This is a genomic window from Trichocoleus sp. DQ-U1 (genome assembly GCF_039961925.1).
Classification (GTDB): domain Bacteria; phylum Cyanobacteriota; class Cyanobacteriia; order Cyanobacteriales; family FACHB-T130; genus FACHB-T130.
Genome location: NZ_JAMPKB010000045.1, coordinates 1 through 17417, shown reverse-complemented (window position 1 = coordinate 17417; position 17417 = coordinate 1). Strand labels below are relative to the sequence as shown.

Here is a 17417-nt window from a genome sequence, read left to right as displayed (position 1 = left end):
CTGCCCATCTGCATTTTATAGGGCTGACATTCTAGCCCTGACACTTGGGACAAAAATGAGCGGAGCGTCCCGCTAATCTAATGCGCTCAATCGGTGTGCTACAAACTCGACAGGGGACACCCGTGCGGTTATAAACCCAGGCGACCCCGCCATAGTTGCCGTTAACGCCCTGCACGTTGAGAAAGTTACTAAAAGTCGTTCCCCCAGCCTCAATACTGGCTTGCAACACTTGAATAATTGCCCCTCTCAAACGCTCAATTTGCGCTAATTTTAGATCGGCACAAAGGGTTTTGGGTGGCACACCACTGAGAAACAACGCTTCATCAGCATAGATATTGCCGACTCCAGCGACCAGCGATTGATCTAGCAAGGCGGTTTTGATGGGACGGCGGCGATTTTGCAGTGCCAGCGCCAGGTACTCCACGGAAAACGCTGTGGAAAAGGGATCGGGGCCTAAAACCTGTAAACCAGTGATGATGCTTTCTGGCGGTGTTCCTGGCGGTACCCACCACATCTTGCCAAAGGTTCGCTGGTCAACAAAGCGCAACTCCTTCTCACTGGTCTTCTCACTGGTAAAGAACAGCCGCACTCGCGTATGTTTCTGTAATGGTTCCTGCGAGTCAAGCCACAGCATCTGACCCGTCATCCGCAGGTGAACGCCCAACCAGGCAGATGAGGAGAGTTCTGCCAGCAGGTATTTACCACGCCGGTGCCACTGAGTAATAACTGAACCGGCAAGCCCAGCCAAAAAATCTACAGAGGAAAGGGGGTGGGCAATTGTGCGTTCAAGCAACACATCGCCACCCCATATTTCCTGATTCAGGGTCAATTTATTTAGACCCTGGCGAACTGTTTCAACTTCAGGCAGTTCTGGCACAACTTAACGTGAGTCAGTTCCCTGGTTGGGAGCGCCTTGTACGACTGAGCTACCTTCTCCAGACTCTGGGGCAGCGCTGGCCTTCCCATCAAGAACTCGGTTGCCCTGACCTGTTCTGCGAGTCCGCTCGTCGATGGTGGTTTGTTTGCCACCGGAAGCGGCAGTAGTGGGTTTCTTCCCTGCTGCCTTGGGTGCTTCAACCTCTACCACTTCGTTCATGGCAAAGTTGTTGGTATTAACGCCAGCGTAGTTGACATTATTGAAACGGACAATCACTGGGTATTTGATGCCGCTCTGGTCTATGGAAGCAACAGTCCCAGTATCCTGAAACCAGAAAGATTCTTTGCGGAGAATCTGAACTTTTGAACCACGTTGAACCATAAGTGTTTTTTCCCTTACGTCATTAAGGTACAGCGTACTACTCGATCGGGAGCTGCTGAGCCTCCCAGTCTTTAAGTTTTATTACTGTTCGATCCAACGCAGTCGGACGAAGTGAGCGGGACGACCCCAGATGTCAGGCGTTGCCGAAATGTCTTCTATCGCCAAATTAAAGGGAATGGAGGTTGTAATGTATTGTTGGGCAAGACCGCCCAGATCGGGCGTTAATTGGGCAGCAGCGGTGGTAGCGATGCCTAAACCCAAAAGTTGCTCGATGGGGCCACGAGGCAGGACGAGATGGATACCCAAGGCGAGTCCGGCGGTGACAAGCATCCCGACTGACAAATTCGTGCCGCAACGCGGATGCACGGCGAGGTTCCATTCTCCACGGGTAATGCGCCGGAGGGCAGTGCGAACAGCACGATGCAAATCAGCGCTGTTGACTTGACCGTAGAGGTAAAATCCTTGGTCGGTGGAAAGACCTCCTAGAGTGTTGTTATCTAGTTGCCTGGAGGTTGATGTACCCCTGGCGTTCGGGGAGTTACAGGTGTCGCTCAAGACCCAAACCGTGGCGTGTTCTAAGGCATGAACCTGACGCAGCATCAGGATTTCCTTTAGCCCAGGAACAAAGTTCAGGGTTCTGAGGAGATCGGCATCTTGTGTCGGTTGAGGAGCTGGGGAGTCAAAGCTCCAGTCAAAGCTCCAGAAGTTGCCAGTCTGAGAAGAAGCAGAAGCAGTAGTCATAGAGTAGAACTACTCCAAAAGCAGATAGATTAACTGGGATGTTTTTCAACTTTAGCGTTTACGCCTTTGAGCCGTTGCAAATTTTTGTGAGATTGCCACTCGTGCTACTCGCGCTCAAAAGCCGGTCACGTTGGGGTTTCGTCGGTTGAGTTGTTGAAAGGCTACTCCAGCAAGGTAGATTGATGAGCAGGCTGCTGAATGGGAATTTGGATTGCGAATTCTGTTCCTTTTCCTGGCTCTGAGAAGCATTGCAAGCTGCCACCGTGCTTCTCAACGACAATTTGATAGCTGATGGCTAATCCCAGCCCTGTTTCTCTTTCCACATTTTTAGTGGTGAAAAAAGAATTAAAAATGCGTGACTTTACTTCGGAACCGATACCCGGCCCATTATCGATAATCCGAATCGCTACTTTATCAGCAACTAGGGGCACCGTTGTGCCGTGTGCGTCCTGTTGATTATTTTTTTGATTGTCAGTTGTGTGTTCGCTGACCGCCGAACCCTGAGTGCTGACAATTGAGGTTTGGATGACGATCCGGCTGGGATGGTTTCGGATTTCATCAGGCGATCGCTCTTTGTCATAATCATTCAAGGCATCAATCGCATTGCTGAGAATGTTCAAAAACACCTGATTGAGTTGTCCGGCATAACACTCTACCGGGGGTAATTTCCCATACTCTTTGAGGATCTGAATTCCCGAATGTTCTGTCTTGGCTTTCAGTCGATGCTGCAATATTAGTAAGGTACTCTCAATTCCTTCATGAATATTGACCGGCTTCATCGCTGATTCATCTAAGCGCGAGAAGTTACGCAAACTCGAAACAATCTGACAGATTCTGTCAGCGCCTACTTTCATGGAAGACAACATTCTGGGCAAGTCTTCAATTAGAAAATTTAGATCGATTTCTTCTGCCTGTTCCTGAATCCTTAAAGACGGCTGAGGATATTCTTGCTGATAAACTACCAACAAATCCAATAAAGCTTGAGTATATTCATCTAGATAAGTGAGGTTGCCGTAGATGAAATTAACTGGGTTGTTGATGGCGTGGACAACACCGGCAACCAGTTGGCCCAAACTCGCCATTTTTTCAGATTGAATGAGCCGAGCTTGAGTATTTTGCAGTTGTGTTAAGGCTTCAGTCAGTTGTCGAGATTTCTCGCTAAGCATCTCGACTTGTGCTTCTACTTGGGCGTGCAACCGAGCCTGTTTGATAAAGTTAATATAGGCTTTGGAGTGATAGCGGATACGAGCGATTAGCTCAATTTTGTCTGGCAGTTTTATCAAGTAGTCATTTACATCCAGAGCAAAGGCTTCCGCTTTGACTGCTGGATCTTCTTTCGCTGAAAGTACAATAATCGGAACATCTCGCGTTGCGGAATTAGCCCGAAAAAACCGCACCAACAGTAACCCGTTAATTTCGGGCATTACTAAATCTTGTAAGATGACTGTTGGAGCAATTTCTGTCGCCATTTGAATTGCTTGAGTCGGTTCACTACAATAGTGAAAAATGATATCTTCTTCAGTGGCAAGCATCCGACGTATTGCTACACCGACCAGAGCTTGATCGTCAACGAGTAAGACGGTTAATGGCTGTTCCAAAGAAGAAGCTGATTCTGTTTCCTTAAGCATTGCGAGCATTCATCAACAAGAACATTTCACTTTTTTAGGAAAAATTTCCCTAGTTACGTTGAAGTTTGGTTTGCGATAATTTATTTAATTAGATTGATCAAATAAAATTATTTTTATGATAAGTGATTTTTAATCAATATTCTGATTGTAAAAAATCGTCCGCGATCGCGATTGTTTTTTCGGACTTATGCCTAAAGCAATCGTCAGTGTTAAGTTGGAACGTAATCGCAGATACAAGAACTTCTAGAGCATCGGTTTATTTATCACAAACGAAGCGTAAAGTTACCGAGTCAGCCAAATTTAGAAGGGTTGCAGAAGACTCGCGGTTAATCATGTCTCTACAGCAGGTCAACCCCTGCTATTTAACTTTAGTGGGATGCGTCCATCAATTGGGAGCCGCTGGTGTGGTTGAGGCGGGGGCTTCAGGGCTGTTTAGAGGTGCCGAACGACTGGTAGGTAAGGATAATTCGACACTGGGGCCACGATCGTAAATTTCAATGTCCCACTGCCCGGAACGATTGGATTCAAAGGCAATAAATCGACCGTTCCCGCTAATGGTGGGACGGCGGACTTCACCGAGAATATTGTCGGTAATGACCTCAGATTGCAGGCTTTGGCGGTCATAAACGAAAACATCTGGTTTGCCCCGTTCCTCGGAGATGTAGACGATGTAGCGACCATCGGCACTGATATCTGGCTGTTCGTGGATGACACCCGATTGGTTGAGTCCGGGGAGAGGGATAAGGCGACGGCGCTGAACGTCGTAAAGATAGACGCCGCGATGGGCTTGGCGGCTTGAGGTAAAGACTAGGTAGCGACCATCGTAAGAAAATTGGGGTTCTTGTTCGGCGGCTAAGCTGTTGAGGGAGGCTCCCAGCAGTTGCGGAGGTGGAGTGAGTAAGCCGCGATCGCGACATCCACTCAAGGCGGCAAATAAACCAACTGCTAAAACTGGCAGATAACGTTTGTGTTTAGTCATTTGTCATTAGTTTTTCGGAATAGATATTAAATAACTTCAGTCTGGTCGGGGAAGTACGTCAAAAGGGCGGAGATTCCCCCCGCCCTTTCGATGTGGCGTTTGATGTTACGACCACCCAACCAGAGTGCTGAATGTAGCGTTGGGTAACGCGATCGCTTAACCCAATCTACGAGGTGAAGGGATGTAGGTTATTTAATCCGCGACCCTGATTGATTCGTTTGCTAGCGAATCAGCTATTGACGAATTGAAAAGCAGTTGACAATTCGCCATGAATTCGCTTATCCGTACAATTCGCAATAATTGACTGACCAACAACCCATAACCAACAACCCATGACCAATGACTAATGACGATTGTCTTTTTTCGCAGGGTTTCCCGGTTGCTCGCTTAGGAAATCACTTCATCCGCCGGTGTGGGCAAGGTACAGCAGTTGACTTCATTGATACAAACTTTGCCCCATTGCAAAGCCCAGCGTAGCAGCGCCACCCGATTGTCAGTCTTGGTTTTGGTCAATACATTGCTGATGTGGTTATCCACGGTTCGTTTGCTGATTTCCAGCTTTTGGGCGATGTCATGATTCGTTAAGCCAGCAGCAACTAGCTCAATGATTTGCAGTTCTCGCTCGGAGAGTGTCGCGGGGGTATAAGTCTCGCTACCAGCCATAAGTATTTTTTCCTTAGTTATATCTACTTACTATCTCTTTAATTTTAGAAGATCCTTTGGGGGTAAGCCCGTTCGTGACTGGGATTGAGACAATATCCCCCACATCTGGGAGTCGGAAAAAAGGCTGGGATCATCTTGAGCTTCTGTGAATATCCGGATCTAGGGGGTAGAGGCTCTGGTAGGCTGAGTTCATGTTGACAAGGAGTGCAGTTGTGACCCATCCCCGCGTTCTCTGCCTCGGAGAAATTTTGTTTGATTGTCTAGCCGATCAACTGGGGCGATCGCTTGAAGATGTCGAATCTTGGACGCCTTATCCGGGCGGCGCACCCGCAAATGTGGCGTGTGCTTTGGTCAAGTTGGGAACCCCTTCTGGATTTATCGGCTGTGTAGGTAAGGATCAGCCGGGAGATCGATTGGTGCAGTTGTTGCAGGAAGTGGGTGTGGATAGTACGGGCGTGCAGCGCCATGACACCGCACCGACGCGGCAAGTTTATGTAGTGCGATCGCTATCAGGCGAACGAGAGTTTGCCGCATTTGGCGTTAGTTCCACTTCTGCAAAAGAAACTCGTGACACGACAGAATTTTCCGATACGCACCTACAAGCGTCTGCATTGCCAGAAGCTTTGTTTGAAAACGCTGATTTTCTCGTCCTGGGAAGCCTGGAGTTAGCTTATCCTGATGCGCGAGCGGCAATTACGAAAGCCCTGGAACTGGCAGATCGGTACAATGTCAAAATTGTGCTAGATGTGAATCGGCGCGATATGTTCTGGCCCGATCCCAGCGATTCCAAGCCGATGATTCAGGAACTTATTAAGCACGTCGATTTCCTCAAAATCACTGACGAAGAAGCTGAATGGTTATTTGAAACCACCGATGCTGGCGCGATCGCTTACCGTCTGGATTCAGTAGAGGGCGTTTTAGTAACCGGCGGTGAAAAAGGCTGTGCTTACTGCTTGGGTGGGAATGAAGACAAGGTGCCAGCTTTTTCCGTCAAGGTGGTAGATACCACAGGCGCGGGGGATGGGTTCCTTGCCGGGTTCATCGATCAGTTGTGCAAACACGGCATTCAGTATCTCGCTGATGCTGAAATGGCAAAGCAGGTGGTAACTTATGCAAATGCAGTGGGTGGGATCACCGCAATGAAGCCAGGAGCGATCGCTGCACAGCCAACGGCGGCTGAAGTGGAAGACTTCCTCAAAACGGTAAAGGTTGAAGGTTGAAAGAATCGTTGATGCACGAGTCTGAATCGCTCTTGAGCTTGATTGGTGAGCGCATTGCCAACAGTCCCAACCAGCGGATTACCTTTGCTCAGTATATGGAGTGGGTGCTGTACGAGCCGGACTACGGCTACTATGCCACAAACGCCGTCAACATTGGGCCGGAAGGTGATTTTTTTACCGCTCCCAATCTGGGTGCCGACTTTGGCGAACTGCTGGCTGAGCAATTTGTCCAAATGTGGGACATTTTGGGACGTCCGGCGCAATTTACGCTTGTGGAAATGGGGGCGGGACAAGGACTCCTAGCAGCAGATATTCTGCTGCATTTACACCAGCATCATCCAGCGTTCTTTAATGCTTTAGAGTACCTGATCGTTGAAAAGGCAGCGGGGCTAATTTCTCAACAGCAGCAGGTGTTGCAAAAATTAGCCCCAATATTCGCCCAAACCCAAGGCGCTACACCCGTTAGGTGGTGTTCTCTGGAGGAGATACCCAGCGCTTCCATCACCGGGTGCTTTTTTTCTAACGAGTTGGTGGATGCATTGCCGGTGCATCAGTTTGCGATCGCGCAAGGGAAGCTCAAAGAAATTTATGTCACTACGCCAGATGGAACCCATTTTGAGGAAGTAACTGGCGAACTTTCGACGCCTCAACTGGCTGAGTATTTTGATTTAGTAGGGATTGAGTTGCCCTCTGCTGCCTATGCAGATGGCTATCGCAGCGAGATTAATCTAGCCGCTCAGGATTGGCTGAGTACAGTTGCCGACAAGCTCAATCGCGGGTATTTGTTGACGATTGACTATGGCTACCCAGCTGCTCGATATTACAATCCTCAGCGGAGTCAGGGGACGCTTCAATGTTATTACCAGCATCGGCACCATAACGATCCTTACGTGCAGATTGGGCAACAGGATATCACCGCTCATGTGGATTTTACCGCTTTGGAGCGTTGGGGCGATCGATGCGGCTTGGCATTGGTGGGTTTTACGAAACAGGCGTTGTTTCTGATGGCGCTGGGATTGGGCGATCGCATTGCTGCCCTTTCCCATAGCGATCGTCCGATTGCCGAGCAGCAAAGCATTATGGATGTACTGCGCCGTCGTGACGCCCTACACCAGCTCATCGATCCAACCGGATTGGGGGGTTTTGGCGTACTGGTGCAGTGCAAAGGGCTAAGCGAGGAAGAGAGAAAGCTAAAGCTCAAAGGTTTGACGATGCCATAAAACAATTAAAAATTTGCTTTTTCATTTTTAATTGTTTCAGCAACTTCAATTAAATTTTCAATTTTCTTGATATTCGGATCGCCTGCTAAATAACCAATCCCGCGATGCAAATGCAGGCGAAATTGAGTCGCCAAAGTCTCCCGATCGGTTCCTAATCTATCGTTGTAGCAGCGCTGCTTTAAGGCAATTAACAGAATATCAGACAATTCTCCCCCAAAGACGCGCCAAGTCATTTCGACATTACTATCTGCTGGAATTGGCACCGGCGAAGGGATTGTTGGCTCTGCCAAAGAGCGACAAAATGCCCAGCGGCAAAGAATATTCCACTGATCGATTTTAGTGTTGCGCTTGAGCTTACTTAACTGATCTTTGGCTGTTTGAGACAGGCGAATGCGGTCAATGGGTGGTTCCATCAGTCTTTAAATAGAGCCTTAAACGATAAAACGTGAGGCTTACTCACCCGAAAGCGATCGCTTCCAAGGAGTGCTAAGCACGGAGCCTCCTCTAATTCTTTACATTAAACCGCAATTCAGTAAAAATTCTCTAACAAAATATCTTTTAAAGTTAACCTTTGCATACCTTTGGTTTTGGAAATAAAATAGAATTTATTTGCAGGGTGATAAGCCAAATGACGAAAGAACCCTATTTAAATGATGTACAGGAGCCAATTACGACAGCTCCATCAGAAGTTTATCAAATCATTGAGCGAGTATTACAGGCGGAGAAAGATAAGCTCTACATGAAACAACCGCGCAATATCAATGATGATATTTTGACAATTGTGAAGGAAGTCGTGCGATGAAGCTAACTTCCATTAAATTATGCAATTTCCGGCAATTTTATGGTAAAACTCCTGAAATTTTGCTTTCCTGTGGAGAGGAAGAAAATACTACGATTATCCACGGCAATAATGGTGCGGGAAAAACAACGCTGTTAAATGCATTTACGTGGGTATTGTACGAGAAATTTAGTGCCGCTTTTGCTTCACAAGAGCAGCTGGTGAATAAGCGATCGCTTGCAGAAGCCAAACCAGGCTTTCCAGTAGAATGCTGGGTAGAAGTCACTTGGGAACATAACGATAAACGCTACCGAGCAAAACGCGAGTGTCGCGCTTATAAGGGTGCAACTATTGAGAAAGGCGAAAGCAAGTTGTATATGCAAATCGCCGGAGATGATGGAATTTGGAGATTGCCTACCCAGCATCCAGAAGATATCATTGGGCGAATCTTACCAGAAAGTTTGCATCAGTATTTCTTTTTTGATGGAGAGCGAATTGAGCAAATTGTACGCTCTGAAAAAAAAGAGGAAATTGCCGAAGCAACGAAAAAACTTTTGGGAGTCGAAGTTTTAAATCGTGCTATCAAGCATCTGAAGGATACGAAAAAAGCGCTAGAAGCTGAGTTAAAAGCAATTGGTGACTCTCAAACTCAGCAGTTATTAAAGAAAAAAGAGCAGCGAGAGAAAGAAAGCGATCGCTTATCTAATCGTCAAACTGAAATAGGGGAAGAGTTAGCCGCTCAACAAACGCTGAAAAAAGAAATTAGCGCCCATTTACGGGAACTCGATGCGGCTAAAAGTTTAGAAGAAGAACGAAAATCTCTGGAAGAACAGAAAGCTGTCAATCAACAAAATCTGAAAACAAGCCAGGAAGCCTTAAAACGGGCTATCTCAACCCAAGGTTACACCGTTTTATTATCAGAGACAACAGCAGCATTCCGAGCGATTATTGATAATTTACGACAGCGAGGCGAGCTACCCTCTGGCATCGATCGGCAATTTGTCACTAATTTATTATATCAGCACCGCTGTATTTGCGGTACAGAATTGCATGAGGGAACTGCTGCTTATGGAAGTGTTGAAACCTGGTTAGATAAAGCAGGAATTGCGGCTGTTGAGGAAACTGCGATTCGCATGAGTGCCCAAGTAGATGAAATTGATAAGCAAGCACCGGCATTTTGGGAAGAGGTGGATACAGAGCAAGCGAATATTACTCAGTGTAGACAAACCATTTCTCAAATAGAAACGCAACTAGATGAAATTCGGGATAAGTTAAGAAAAGATCCCAGTGAGGAAATTCGCAACTTTCAAAAGCGGTTAGATGAAATTGAAGCAAAAATTCGAGATTTAACTCTAGAAGAAGGGGAGAATCGCCAGAAAATTGCCGATATTCAAATTGAAGTTGAAAGCTTAGGGAAGCAAATTGCCAAACATGAGATGAATGAGGCAAAGCAAGCGCTAGCCCAGCGACGAATTGCTGCAACCCAGGATGCAATTGAGCGATTAACCGAAGTGCGATCGCGTTTGGATCAACAGTTTCGCGTGCAGCTAGAAAAGCGGGTACAAGAAATTTTTAGTGAGATTTCCTTTACCCCCTATATCCCCAAACTTAGTGAAAAGTATGAGCTAACATTAGTAGAAAATACCGCCGGTTCAGAGTCACCCGTCGCTGCTTCTACGGGAGAAAATCAAATTCTCAGCTTATCGTTTATCGGTAGCATTATCGATAGGGTTCGCGAGTGGAGTCATAAGGAAATGCTGATGGTACCAGATAGCAGCACGTTTCCAATTGTGATGGATTCTCCCTTCGGAAGTTTGGATGAAATTTATCGGCGGCAAATTGCGAAGACGATTCCCAGATTAGCAAATCAGTTAGTGGTTTTAGTCACTAAAACTCAATGGCGCGGTGAAGTAGCCGCAGAAATCGCTACTCGGATTGGTAGGCAATATGTATTGACTTATTACTCTTCTAAGCCGGAATGCGAAAAAGATTCGATTGAATTAAACGGAAACGATTACGATTTAGTTAGGCAAAGTCCTAACGAGTTTGAATATACCGAGATTGTAGAGGTGGATTATGATTTCTAGTTCATCATCGGCTGTACAACAGAATTTAGTGACAGATACCTGGATAAAAGCACCTTGGGAAGAATTTATTGCACTAGCTGATAATCCTGCTTATGAAAAGGGTAAATTTTTCTATCATCACGGCTACATGAGGATTGAAATGGCAGCAGTTGGACCACTTCATGCTAGGGAAAATTCTATTGTTTCTAGCGTAGTGAAGATGTTTGCTACACTTAGAAATATTAGAATTGTAGAGTTAAACAATGCCACTTTTCGCCAAAGAGGGGTAGGCGAATTTCAACCGGATTTGTCTTATTATATCGGCGCTGAGTTTCAATTACCACCACGAACAAACTCGCCAATCAATTTGAATGAGTTTCAATCCCCTGCCTTAGTGATTGAAATTGGGGCGTCATCGGTGAATGACGATTTGGGGATGAAGCGGTTAATTTATGAACGTGTAGGAGTGAGGGAATATTGGGTCGTTGATGCGAGTGCAGATGATGCGATCGCATTCTCGATTTCCGATGGGCGGAGTGGCGAAATCCAAGAGTCGTTGGTATTACCAGGATTGACGCTTTCTCTCGTTGAAGAAGCACTGCAACGCAGCCAATCTGAGGATGATGGGGCAATTACTCGCTGGCTGCTACAATCATTTAGCTAAAAATGCAGTCAAAAGAAAGAGGATAAAAAGAGCGATCGCTCTTTTTAAAATTTATCCGCGAAAGGAGTAGGAATGGAAGTTTCCCCCAACACAGCCCGGATGATTGATTATTGGCTTGGCGGTTCTCATTACTTCCCAATTGATGTGGAAGCAGCCAAAGTTTTTACCGGAGTATACCCTAATTTCCCAACCGTTTTTCGCAAGTTACGAGACTACATTGGTCAGGTATCCCGCTATATCGAATCGCAGGGAATTGACCAATTTATGGTGTTCGGTTCCGGATTACCAACTTGTGGGAATGTGCATGAAGTTGTACCGCAAGCAAAGGTTCTCTATACTGATATCGATCGAGCAAATATCAAACTGGGTCAAGAGATTTTAGCCGAGAACTCGAACGCTGACTACACTTTCTGCGATGCGACAAACCTTGATACGCTCGATCGAGCGGTTGTTGCACAAGTGCTGGGGTCAATTCGGCGTTTAGGTATGGTTTTTGTGGGTGTTGCAGCCTTTATCCCTGATGAAATTATGACCCAGATGCTCGATCAGCTCTATGATTGGGCACCGGCGGGTAGTTTCTTGGCGCTGGATTTTGATGGTGAAGCGGGAATACTATATCCGGAATTGCTAGAACTGTTGGACTCAATGGGGGCGCATGTTTATATGCGTAATCCCGAAACGATCCGATCGCTATTGGGACGCTGGCAATTAACCGAGCATGGTATCCTGCCAGTTGAGGCGTGGCAGGCTGACTTATCGGCAAAACCGATTGAGGCTAGCGAGCCGGTTTTTATGTATGGCTGCGTGGTTTATAAATAAATAAGATTGGTCGGCGCATCCCTACTGCAATGCTGCTGAAGCGTCGATTCAGTAATCAAAGACCTAGCCCCCAACCCTCTTCCCTACAAGGAACGGGGGAAAATTACTACCTTCCTATAGCAGGAAAGAGGTTCTCCCTTGGATTACTGAATCAGCTTTGTAGATACAGGGCGATCGCGCATCGCTTTCCGCTGGCAACAAATTTGTCTAAAAATACTTCAAAGACTCTCGTTGACATTCAAGCCTTTTAATGGTTAAAACTCTCAAATTCTTAACAAATCCTGCCGTTACTTCCGTTCTTTTTGTGTCTTTGTTGGGTTTATCAACACCCAGTACTGCCGCTTTTTCTGACATTCAAAGCCATTGGGCGAAAGATTGCATTACTCAGTTAGCCCAAAGAAAGTTAGTGACGGGCTACCCGGATAGCAGCTTTCGCCCAGAAGCAACGGTGACACGCGCTGAGGCGGCGGTGCTGATGTTGAATGCCTTCCCGAATGCGCCAGTAAAGCGTAGCAGCACAGCTTTTAGAGATGTGCCTGCTAGCCACTGGGCGAATAAAGCGATCGCTACCGCTTATCAAAAAGGCTTTTTTTCGGGTTATCCCGGCGGGATTTTTCAACCGAGTCAAGCCATTCCCAGAGTGCAAGCAATCGGCGTTATAGCAGGTGCGGCGAATTATCCCATCCCGGAAAATGTCAGTCAGACGCTGGGGCAGTATTTTAACGATGCGGCCCAGATTCCAAGTTATGCCCAAAATGCGATCGCTTCCGCCGCCGTGGGCACCCTTGTCGTCAATTATCCCAACGTCAAACAACTCAACCCCAATCGCAGCGCCACCAGAGGCGAAGTGGCAGCGTCCATGTGTCGGGCGTTAAACATTTATACGATTCCGCCGCAGTATATAGCCGGGGTGGAAGTGCAACCGATGGAGGTGCGGGCTTTACCGGGAAAACTGGATGCCGTTCCCACCTTTAACAGCAACAGTCCCGAACTCGTGACAACTGAAGGCATTCTGCTGTCCACCTTCCCCCCAGCAGGCAAACAGGTGCCGGAAGCGCATTTAAATTTCCCCTTCCAGGGACGATTTGATTTATTTTCTCACCACATCGCCAGGGCAGAAAATTCCTCGCAAACGCGCACCCTTTACCAAGGCGTGATTTTGCACAATCCCGGCGATCAACCTGCCACTGTCGAAGTGCTGCAAGCAGCAAGTTACCTTTCCACTCCCGATGCGCCGTTTATTTCCTTGCCAGATATTCAGGATAATCCTAACGGCACCGTCTACGCTGGCCCTGGCAGCCGGACAATGAATGATGTGCTGCGAGGGATTCGGCAGGAAAAATTCTCCCAAAAGGTGACAATTCCACCGGGGCAAAGCCAAATGCTGATGAATCAGCCAATTCCGGTGAAGGCTCCCTCATCGAATGGTCGCACCACGATGATGCGGTTGTCGAGCGATCGCCCAATTTATGTTGCCAATTTAGCCATGAATGCCCCCCGCAATGGCAATGGCAGTGAGAGGACACCCACCTTGGCTGAATGGCAAAAGCTGCTGAATACAGGCGGTTTGGCGGGGAAGCGCGATCCAATTCCCACACCGTTAGATCCTCCCAGAGAACCTACAGTTTTTAGCCGCGTGGCGGGTGTGTCCCAAGGGGCACAATGGCAAGCACAAATGACCGATGGTTCTAATTCCTCAGATTTAACGATTCCTCAGCCGGGGAAAGCGTTTTCTTATGTATTAGGCACTCTGCATCTCATTACCCTCGGCACAAAGCAAATTCAAAGTGCCCCGATGCTAGTTCGCTACCCCGATACGGCGTATTTTGCCCACAGTAACTACGGGGTGGAATACAATCTCACTTTGCCGCTGAAAAACTCTACTAATCAAACCCAAACTGTTACTGTATCCGTGCAAACACCCCTGAAGGATGAGGGAGGAACCGATAGACTTTTGTTCTTAAATCCCCTCACTAAGCAAGTGTTTTTTCGAGGCACAGTCAGGCTGCGTTACAACGATGATAATGGAGTGGAAAAGACGCGCTACGTGCATCTGGTACAGCGACGCGGACAACCGGGGGAACCATTGGTAACGCTGAAGATGCCGTCAGGTGACAAGAGAGTTGTACAGGTAGATTTTCTCTATCCTCCAGATTCCACTCCGCCGCAGGTTCTCACCATCAGCACAAATGGGTAACTCACAATGAATTTAAAAACAGAAACAACAATTGAAGCTTTATACCGCATACCGGAAAATGGCAAAGCGGAAATTGTAAACGGAGAATTGGTACTGATGGCGGCGACAGGTTTTCTGCCAGGACGTGCAGGAGGTGAAATATATGTTAGCCTGCGCGATTACGAACGCAGCACCAAAAGTGGTTATGCTTTGCCTGATAATGTCGGCTTTATTGTCAATCTTCCAAACCGCCGTTCTTTCAGCCCTGATGCTGCATTCTACATCGGCAATCCTAGCGACGGAAAGTTCTTAGAAGGGGCACCCGTTTTTGCTGCTGAAGTGAGAAGCGAGAATGATTACGGTGAGGCAGCAGAAGCGGAAATGGCAGCCAAGCGTCGGGATTACTTTGCGGCGGGTACGCTGGTGGTATGGGATGTAGATGTACTCAAGGCGGAAGTTGTCAAGGTGTATCGTGTTAGCCATCCCTCAAAGCCGCAAGTTTACCGTCGTGGTGAGGTGGCTGAAGCTGAACCCGCTGTGCCGGGATGGTTGATGGCAGTAGACGATTTGTTTGTTTAGACGCCCACTTTTAATAACACTCAATCAAGCTATTTTTACAGCTAAAAATCTATGACTGTAACTGGTAGACGCTTGTGGACTGTAGATGAGTACCACCGCATGATCGAGACAGAAATTCTGACAACTGACGAGCAAGTGGAACTCCTAGAAGGACAGATTCTAGAAATGAGTCCTCAACAACCTCCCCATGCTGCTACGATGCAACGGGCGTTCAACTATCTCAACAGTCTACTGACAAATCAAGCGTTCCTGCGGATGCAGTTACCAATTACGCTGCGCCCCAACTCAGAACCCGAACCCAATATTGCTGTTGTTCGTATCGATCCCCGCATCTTGAGCGTCACCCTACACCCGATGATATCTTCCTGTTAGTTGAAGTGGCAGATTCTACTCTAAATAGAGATTGCAAGCTGAAAGCACGCACTTATGCCAAAGCTGGGATTGCTGATTACTGGGTTCTGGATGTGAACACGCGACGAGTTTACGTTTTCCGCGAACCGGGAGAAGCGAATTATCAACAAGAAATTATTTTGGATGAAGATGCCACGCTTTCTCCGCTTGCCTTTCCAGAGATTGAAGTTCAAGTGAATCAACTGTTTCCCTAATTTGAGGATCGCTCTGTATCTGCATGGGTTCGGCAGATAATATAAAGAAAGTTCATTGTGCAAAGTCTTATTTTCTAATCAGACTATGACTCAAAAGCCTAAAGGATTTGACCCAGCGCCTCGTCAGCCCAAGAAAAAAGAAAAAGTGGATTTGCCTCAAGAAACCGAATTCAAAAAGCCGAAAGGTTTTCTTGAGCTTGGGGGAACAATTTTTAGGCTTGGCAAGGAGTTGGTTAGCTTGGGAAAAATATATCTGGAGCAAAGATTGAAACGTTCCCAAGGCAAAAAGTGAACATTTTAGCTTAGAAGATGAACAGAGCGATCGCTATTTCAATTCGTTATGAGTATTTAAGCAAAAAATATTAACACAATGGGCGCAAACAGAATCAGAATTGCGAAAGATAAAGCTGATTTGGTGCAAGGCTTAGTAGCATCTGATAGCACAACTGGCCCTTTCCAAACCTACGCTGATGCGATCGCGTTTGCAGCAGCCTTGGGGGCAAAGCGGAGAAAGCGATCGCCTTTAGGAGAAATCTCCAAAAGGGAACCGGGTGCGATCGCCCTAGAGGTTTTTGTATCTAGAGGCACCGATCGGGTGATTCAGTTATTATCGATCGCTGAAACTAAAGACATAAAAATTCTCTCTCCTACTGATGAAAATTCCGAAGAACAACGCATCCGGATTTTTGAAGAATATGCCAACGGAGGGTTAGAGATTATACAAGATGAGTTGCGGGGAACAGTAAACTATACAGAGCGACTACTCTTGATATTAATCTCTGATAAATTTAAGGAAGAATTAGGGGAGGACAGCTTTGATTTAAGGAAGTTTTTATGAAAAAAAATTATCAATTATGAGACCGAATAACACATTCAATTTAACAGGACTGTTACAAAATTATTGGTATTCCTACAGATTCACTAATATTAGTGCAATTTTTACCAGTAAAAACACTGAACAATAATAGCTATAAAAGGGACTAAAGTTAAAATACGGGTCGCCTAAAGGAATAACTGGGTTGAGTTTGAGAAATTTGACCGTTCAGGAAGAGTATCGGAGCGATGGGTGTGACCTAATCAGAAACTTCTACATCCCTTGCTTGGAAAACGCTACAGTTTACAAACGAGCGGTAGGATTTTTCTCTAGCACCTCAATGGCAGTTGCGGCTAAAGGACTAACCGCACTGATTCGCACTGGTGGCAAGATGCAGTTAGTTGCATCTCCTTGTTTGTCTCAGGAAGATGCAGAGGCGATCGCTACAGGACTGCGGCAGCGAGAGGAAGTCATTGTAGGTGCTATTCTGCGAGAGTTAGATCAAGAGTTTGAGCAAATTGTCAGAGATCGATTGGCATGTTTAGCTTGGTTGTTGGGGCAGGGGGTGCTGGAAATCAAGTTAGCGGTAGCTAACAACCTCCGCAAACAAGGCATCTATCATGAAAAGCTGGGCATATTTGCTGATGCTGCTGACAATATTGTTGCTTTCACAGGTTCAGCTAACGAGAGTTCAACTGCTCTGATTGATAATTTTGAATGTATTGATGTCTTCTGTTCTTGGCACCCTGGTGTAAGAGAACGGACACTGCGAAAAGCGGAAAACTTTCAGCGGTTGTGGGATAACACTACGCAAAATGTGGAAGTGATGGGTTTTCCGGAAGCGGCGACGCGATCGCTTCTGCGACTACGCCCGGATAAACCACCTGAATGGGAGCCAGGACTTCCATACGAGCCAAAATCACCATTTGCTTCTGAGCGTAAAGGCAGTTACAAAGCAAATTCCTCGAAGGAGAATGACCCTTGGAGACATCAAACCGAGGCAAGGGACGCCTTTTTAAAGCACCATTACGGCATTCTTGAAATGGCAACGGGTACAGGTAAAACACGTACTGCTTTAAGCATTCTAAAGGAATTACAGCAGATTGCAAGTTCATGAAGTACAGTAGCAGCAGTTTGTGAACCAGTTGCGTAGGTGTTTTGGATTGACTAAATCAAGTGCAGTAGCAAGCAAAGTATCAACCATTTT

At 46.7% G+C, this 17417-nt stretch carries 17 protein-coding genes and 1 pseudogene; 11 read left to right on the top strand and 7 right to left on the bottom strand.

Features of this window, described 5'->3' with window-relative positions; all coding sequences use genetic code 11:
- Positions 1-31 precede the first annotated feature (31 nt).
- From NDI34_RS18215 to NDI34_RS18190, 6 genes are all read right to left on the bottom strand, one after another.
- On the bottom strand, positions 32-877 hold the full coding sequence (locus NDI34_RS18215) for a DNA-formamidopyrimidine glycosylase (RefSeq protein ID WP_348233398.1): 846 nt from the start codon (positions 875-877) through the stop codon (positions 32-34).
- A gap of 3 nt (positions 878-880) precedes the next feature.
- Positions 881-1258 carry a photosystem I reaction center subunit IV gene (locus NDI34_RS18210; protein WP_190684087.1) on the bottom strand — a complete coding sequence of 126 codons (378 nt, stop codon included), beginning with the start codon at positions 1256-1258 and terminating at the stop codon, positions 881-883.
- Positions 1259-1339: 81 nt separating this feature from the next.
- Positions 1340-1999: a DUF6391 domain-containing protein gene (locus NDI34_RS18205; RefSeq protein ID WP_190666869.1), complete on the bottom strand. Its 660-nt coding sequence runs from the start codon at positions 1997-1999 to the stop codon at positions 1340-1342.
- Between the two features lie 161 nt (positions 2000-2160).
- Entirely contained in the window at positions 2161-3627 is a 1467-nt protein-coding gene (locus tag NDI34_RS18200) for an ATP-binding protein (RefSeq protein WP_348233397.1), read from the bottom strand.
- 385 nt (positions 3628-4012) lie between these two features.
- Positions 4013-4606 carry a biopolymer transporter gene (locus tag NDI34_RS18195; RefSeq protein ID WP_348233396.1) on the bottom strand — a complete coding sequence of 198 codons (594 nt, stop codon included), beginning with the start codon at positions 4604-4606 and terminating at the stop codon, positions 4013-4015.
- A gap of 387 nt (positions 4607-4993) precedes the next feature.
- Entirely contained in the window at positions 4994-5269 is a 276-nt protein-coding gene (locus tag NDI34_RS18190) for a LuxR C-terminal-related transcriptional regulator (protein ID WP_190411022.1), read from the bottom strand.
- A gap of 212 nt (positions 5270-5481) precedes the next feature.
- Between NDI34_RS18190 and NDI34_RS18185 the strand changes: the two genes are divergently transcribed.
- Both NDI34_RS18185 and NDI34_RS18180 read left to right on the top strand, forming a co-directional pair.
- Positions 5482-6489 carry a carbohydrate kinase gene (locus NDI34_RS18185; RefSeq protein WP_348233395.1) on the top strand — a complete coding sequence of 336 codons (1008 nt, stop codon included), beginning with the start codon at positions 5482-5484 and terminating at the stop codon, positions 6487-6489.
- 11 nt (positions 6490-6500) lie between these two features.
- Positions 6501-7709 (top strand): class I SAM-dependent methyltransferase, encoded by a 1209-nt coding sequence (locus tag NDI34_RS18180; protein ID WP_348233394.1) that lies wholly within the window; start codon positions 6501-6503, stop codon positions 7707-7709.
- Between the two features lie 5 nt (positions 7710-7714).
- Here the strand turns inward: NDI34_RS18180 and dndE are convergent, their stop codons facing one another.
- Positions 7715-8122, bottom strand: coding sequence for a DNA sulfur modification protein DndE (dndE, locus tag NDI34_RS18175; RefSeq protein WP_190666860.1), 408 nt, complete (start codon positions 8120-8122; stop codon positions 7715-7717).
- A gap of 215 nt (positions 8123-8337) precedes the next feature.
- Here dndE and NDI34_RS18170 point away from each other — a divergent pair, with 215 nt between their 5' ends.
- From NDI34_RS18170 to NDI34_RS18130, 9 genes and pseudogenes are all read left to right on the top strand, one after another.
- Positions 8338-8511 carry a hypothetical protein gene (locus NDI34_RS18170; protein ID WP_190434928.1) on the top strand — a complete coding sequence of 58 codons (174 nt, stop codon included), beginning with the start codon at positions 8338-8340 and terminating at the stop codon, positions 8509-8511.
- Positions 8508-10574, top strand: coding sequence for an AAA family ATPase (locus tag NDI34_RS18165; protein WP_348233393.1), 2067 nt, complete (start codon positions 8508-8510; stop codon positions 10572-10574). Before NDI34_RS18170 ends, NDI34_RS18165 begins: the two co-directional genes overlap by 4 nt.
- Complete coding sequence (locus NDI34_RS18160; RefSeq protein ID WP_348233392.1) at positions 10564-11217, top strand: Uma2 family endonuclease; 654 nt, start codon at positions 10564-10566, stop codon at positions 11215-11217. The genes NDI34_RS18165 and NDI34_RS18160 overlap by 11 nt, the downstream gene beginning before the upstream one ends.
- 72 nt (positions 11218-11289) lie before the next feature.
- Entirely contained in the window at positions 11290-12036 is a 747-nt protein-coding gene (locus NDI34_RS18155; protein ID WP_348233391.1) for an SAM-dependent methyltransferase, read from the top strand.
- 250 nt (positions 12037-12286) lie between these two features.
- Positions 12287-14233: a DUF3370 family protein gene (locus NDI34_RS18150; RefSeq protein WP_348233390.1), complete on the top strand. Its 1947-nt coding sequence runs from the start codon at positions 12287-12289 to the stop codon at positions 14231-14233.
- 6 nt (positions 14234-14239) lie between these two features.
- A complete protein-coding gene (locus tag NDI34_RS18145; protein ID WP_348233389.1) occupies positions 14240-14791 on the top strand; it encodes a Uma2 family endonuclease in 552 nt (183 codons plus the stop codon).
- A 51-nt stretch (positions 14792-14842) separates the two neighbouring features.
- Positions 14843-15396: pseudogene (locus NDI34_RS18140) on the top strand (Uma2 family endonuclease).
- Positions 15397-15766: 370 nt separating this feature from the next.
- Positions 15767-16234 (top strand): DNA phosphorothioation-associated protein 4, encoded by a 468-nt coding sequence (locus tag NDI34_RS18135; RefSeq protein ID WP_348233388.1) that lies wholly within the window; start codon positions 15767-15769, stop codon positions 16232-16234.
- Between the two features lie 181 nt (positions 16235-16415).
- The gene (locus NDI34_RS18130) at positions 16416-17327 is read left to right on the top strand and encodes a DEAD/DEAH box helicase family protein (RefSeq protein ID WP_348233387.1); all 912 of its coding nucleotides are present in this window, start codon (positions 16416-16418) and stop codon (positions 17325-17327) included.
- Positions 17328-17417 lie beyond the last annotated feature (90 nt).

Coding starts and splice junctions, on each gene's coding strand:
- NDI34_RS18210 (WP_190684087.1), bottom strand. CDS start 1,258: ATGGTTCAACGTGGTTCAAAAGTTCAGATTCTCCGCAAAGAATCTTTC.
- NDI34_RS18205 (WP_190666869.1), bottom strand. CDS start 1,999: ATGACTACTGCTTCTGCTTCTTCTCAGACTGGCAACTTCTGGAGCTTT.
- NDI34_RS18200 (WP_348233397.1), bottom strand. CDS start 3,627: ATGCTTAAGGAAACAGAATCAGCTTCTTCTTTGGAACAGCCATTAACC.
- NDI34_RS18195 (WP_348233396.1), bottom strand. CDS start 4,606: ATGACTAAACACAAACGTTATCTGCCAGTTTTAGCAGTTGGTTTATTT.
- NDI34_RS18190 (WP_190411022.1), bottom strand. CDS start 5,269: ATGGCTGGTAGCGAGACTTATACCCCCGCGACACTCTCCGAGCGAGAA.
- NDI34_RS18180 (WP_348233394.1), top strand. CDS start 6,501: ATGCACGAGTCTGAATCGCTCTTGAGCTTGATTGGTGAGCGCATTGCC.
- dndE (WP_190666860.1), bottom strand. CDS start 8,122: ATGGAACCACCCATTGACCGCATTCGCCTGTCTCAAACAGCCAAAGAT.
- NDI34_RS18170 (WP_190434928.1), top strand. CDS start 8,338: ATGACGAAAGAACCCTATTTAAATGATGTACAGGAGCCAATTACGACA.
- NDI34_RS18165 (WP_348233393.1), top strand. CDS start 8,508: ATGAAGCTAACTTCCATTAAATTATGCAATTTCCGGCAATTTTATGGT.
- NDI34_RS18160 (WP_348233392.1), top strand. CDS start 10,564: ATGATTTCTAGTTCATCATCGGCTGTACAACAGAATTTAGTGACAGAT.
- NDI34_RS18155 (WP_348233391.1), top strand. CDS start 11,290: ATGGAAGTTTCCCCCAACACAGCCCGGATGATTGATTATTGGCTTGGC.
- NDI34_RS18150 (WP_348233390.1), top strand. CDS start 12,287: ATGGTTAAAACTCTCAAATTCTTAACAAATCCTGCCGTTACTTCCGTT.
- NDI34_RS18145 (WP_348233389.1), top strand. CDS start 14,240: ATGAATTTAAAAACAGAAACAACAATTGAAGCTTTATACCGCATACCG.
- NDI34_RS18135 (WP_348233388.1), top strand. CDS start 15,767: ATGGGCGCAAACAGAATCAGAATTGCGAAAGATAAAGCTGATTTGGTG.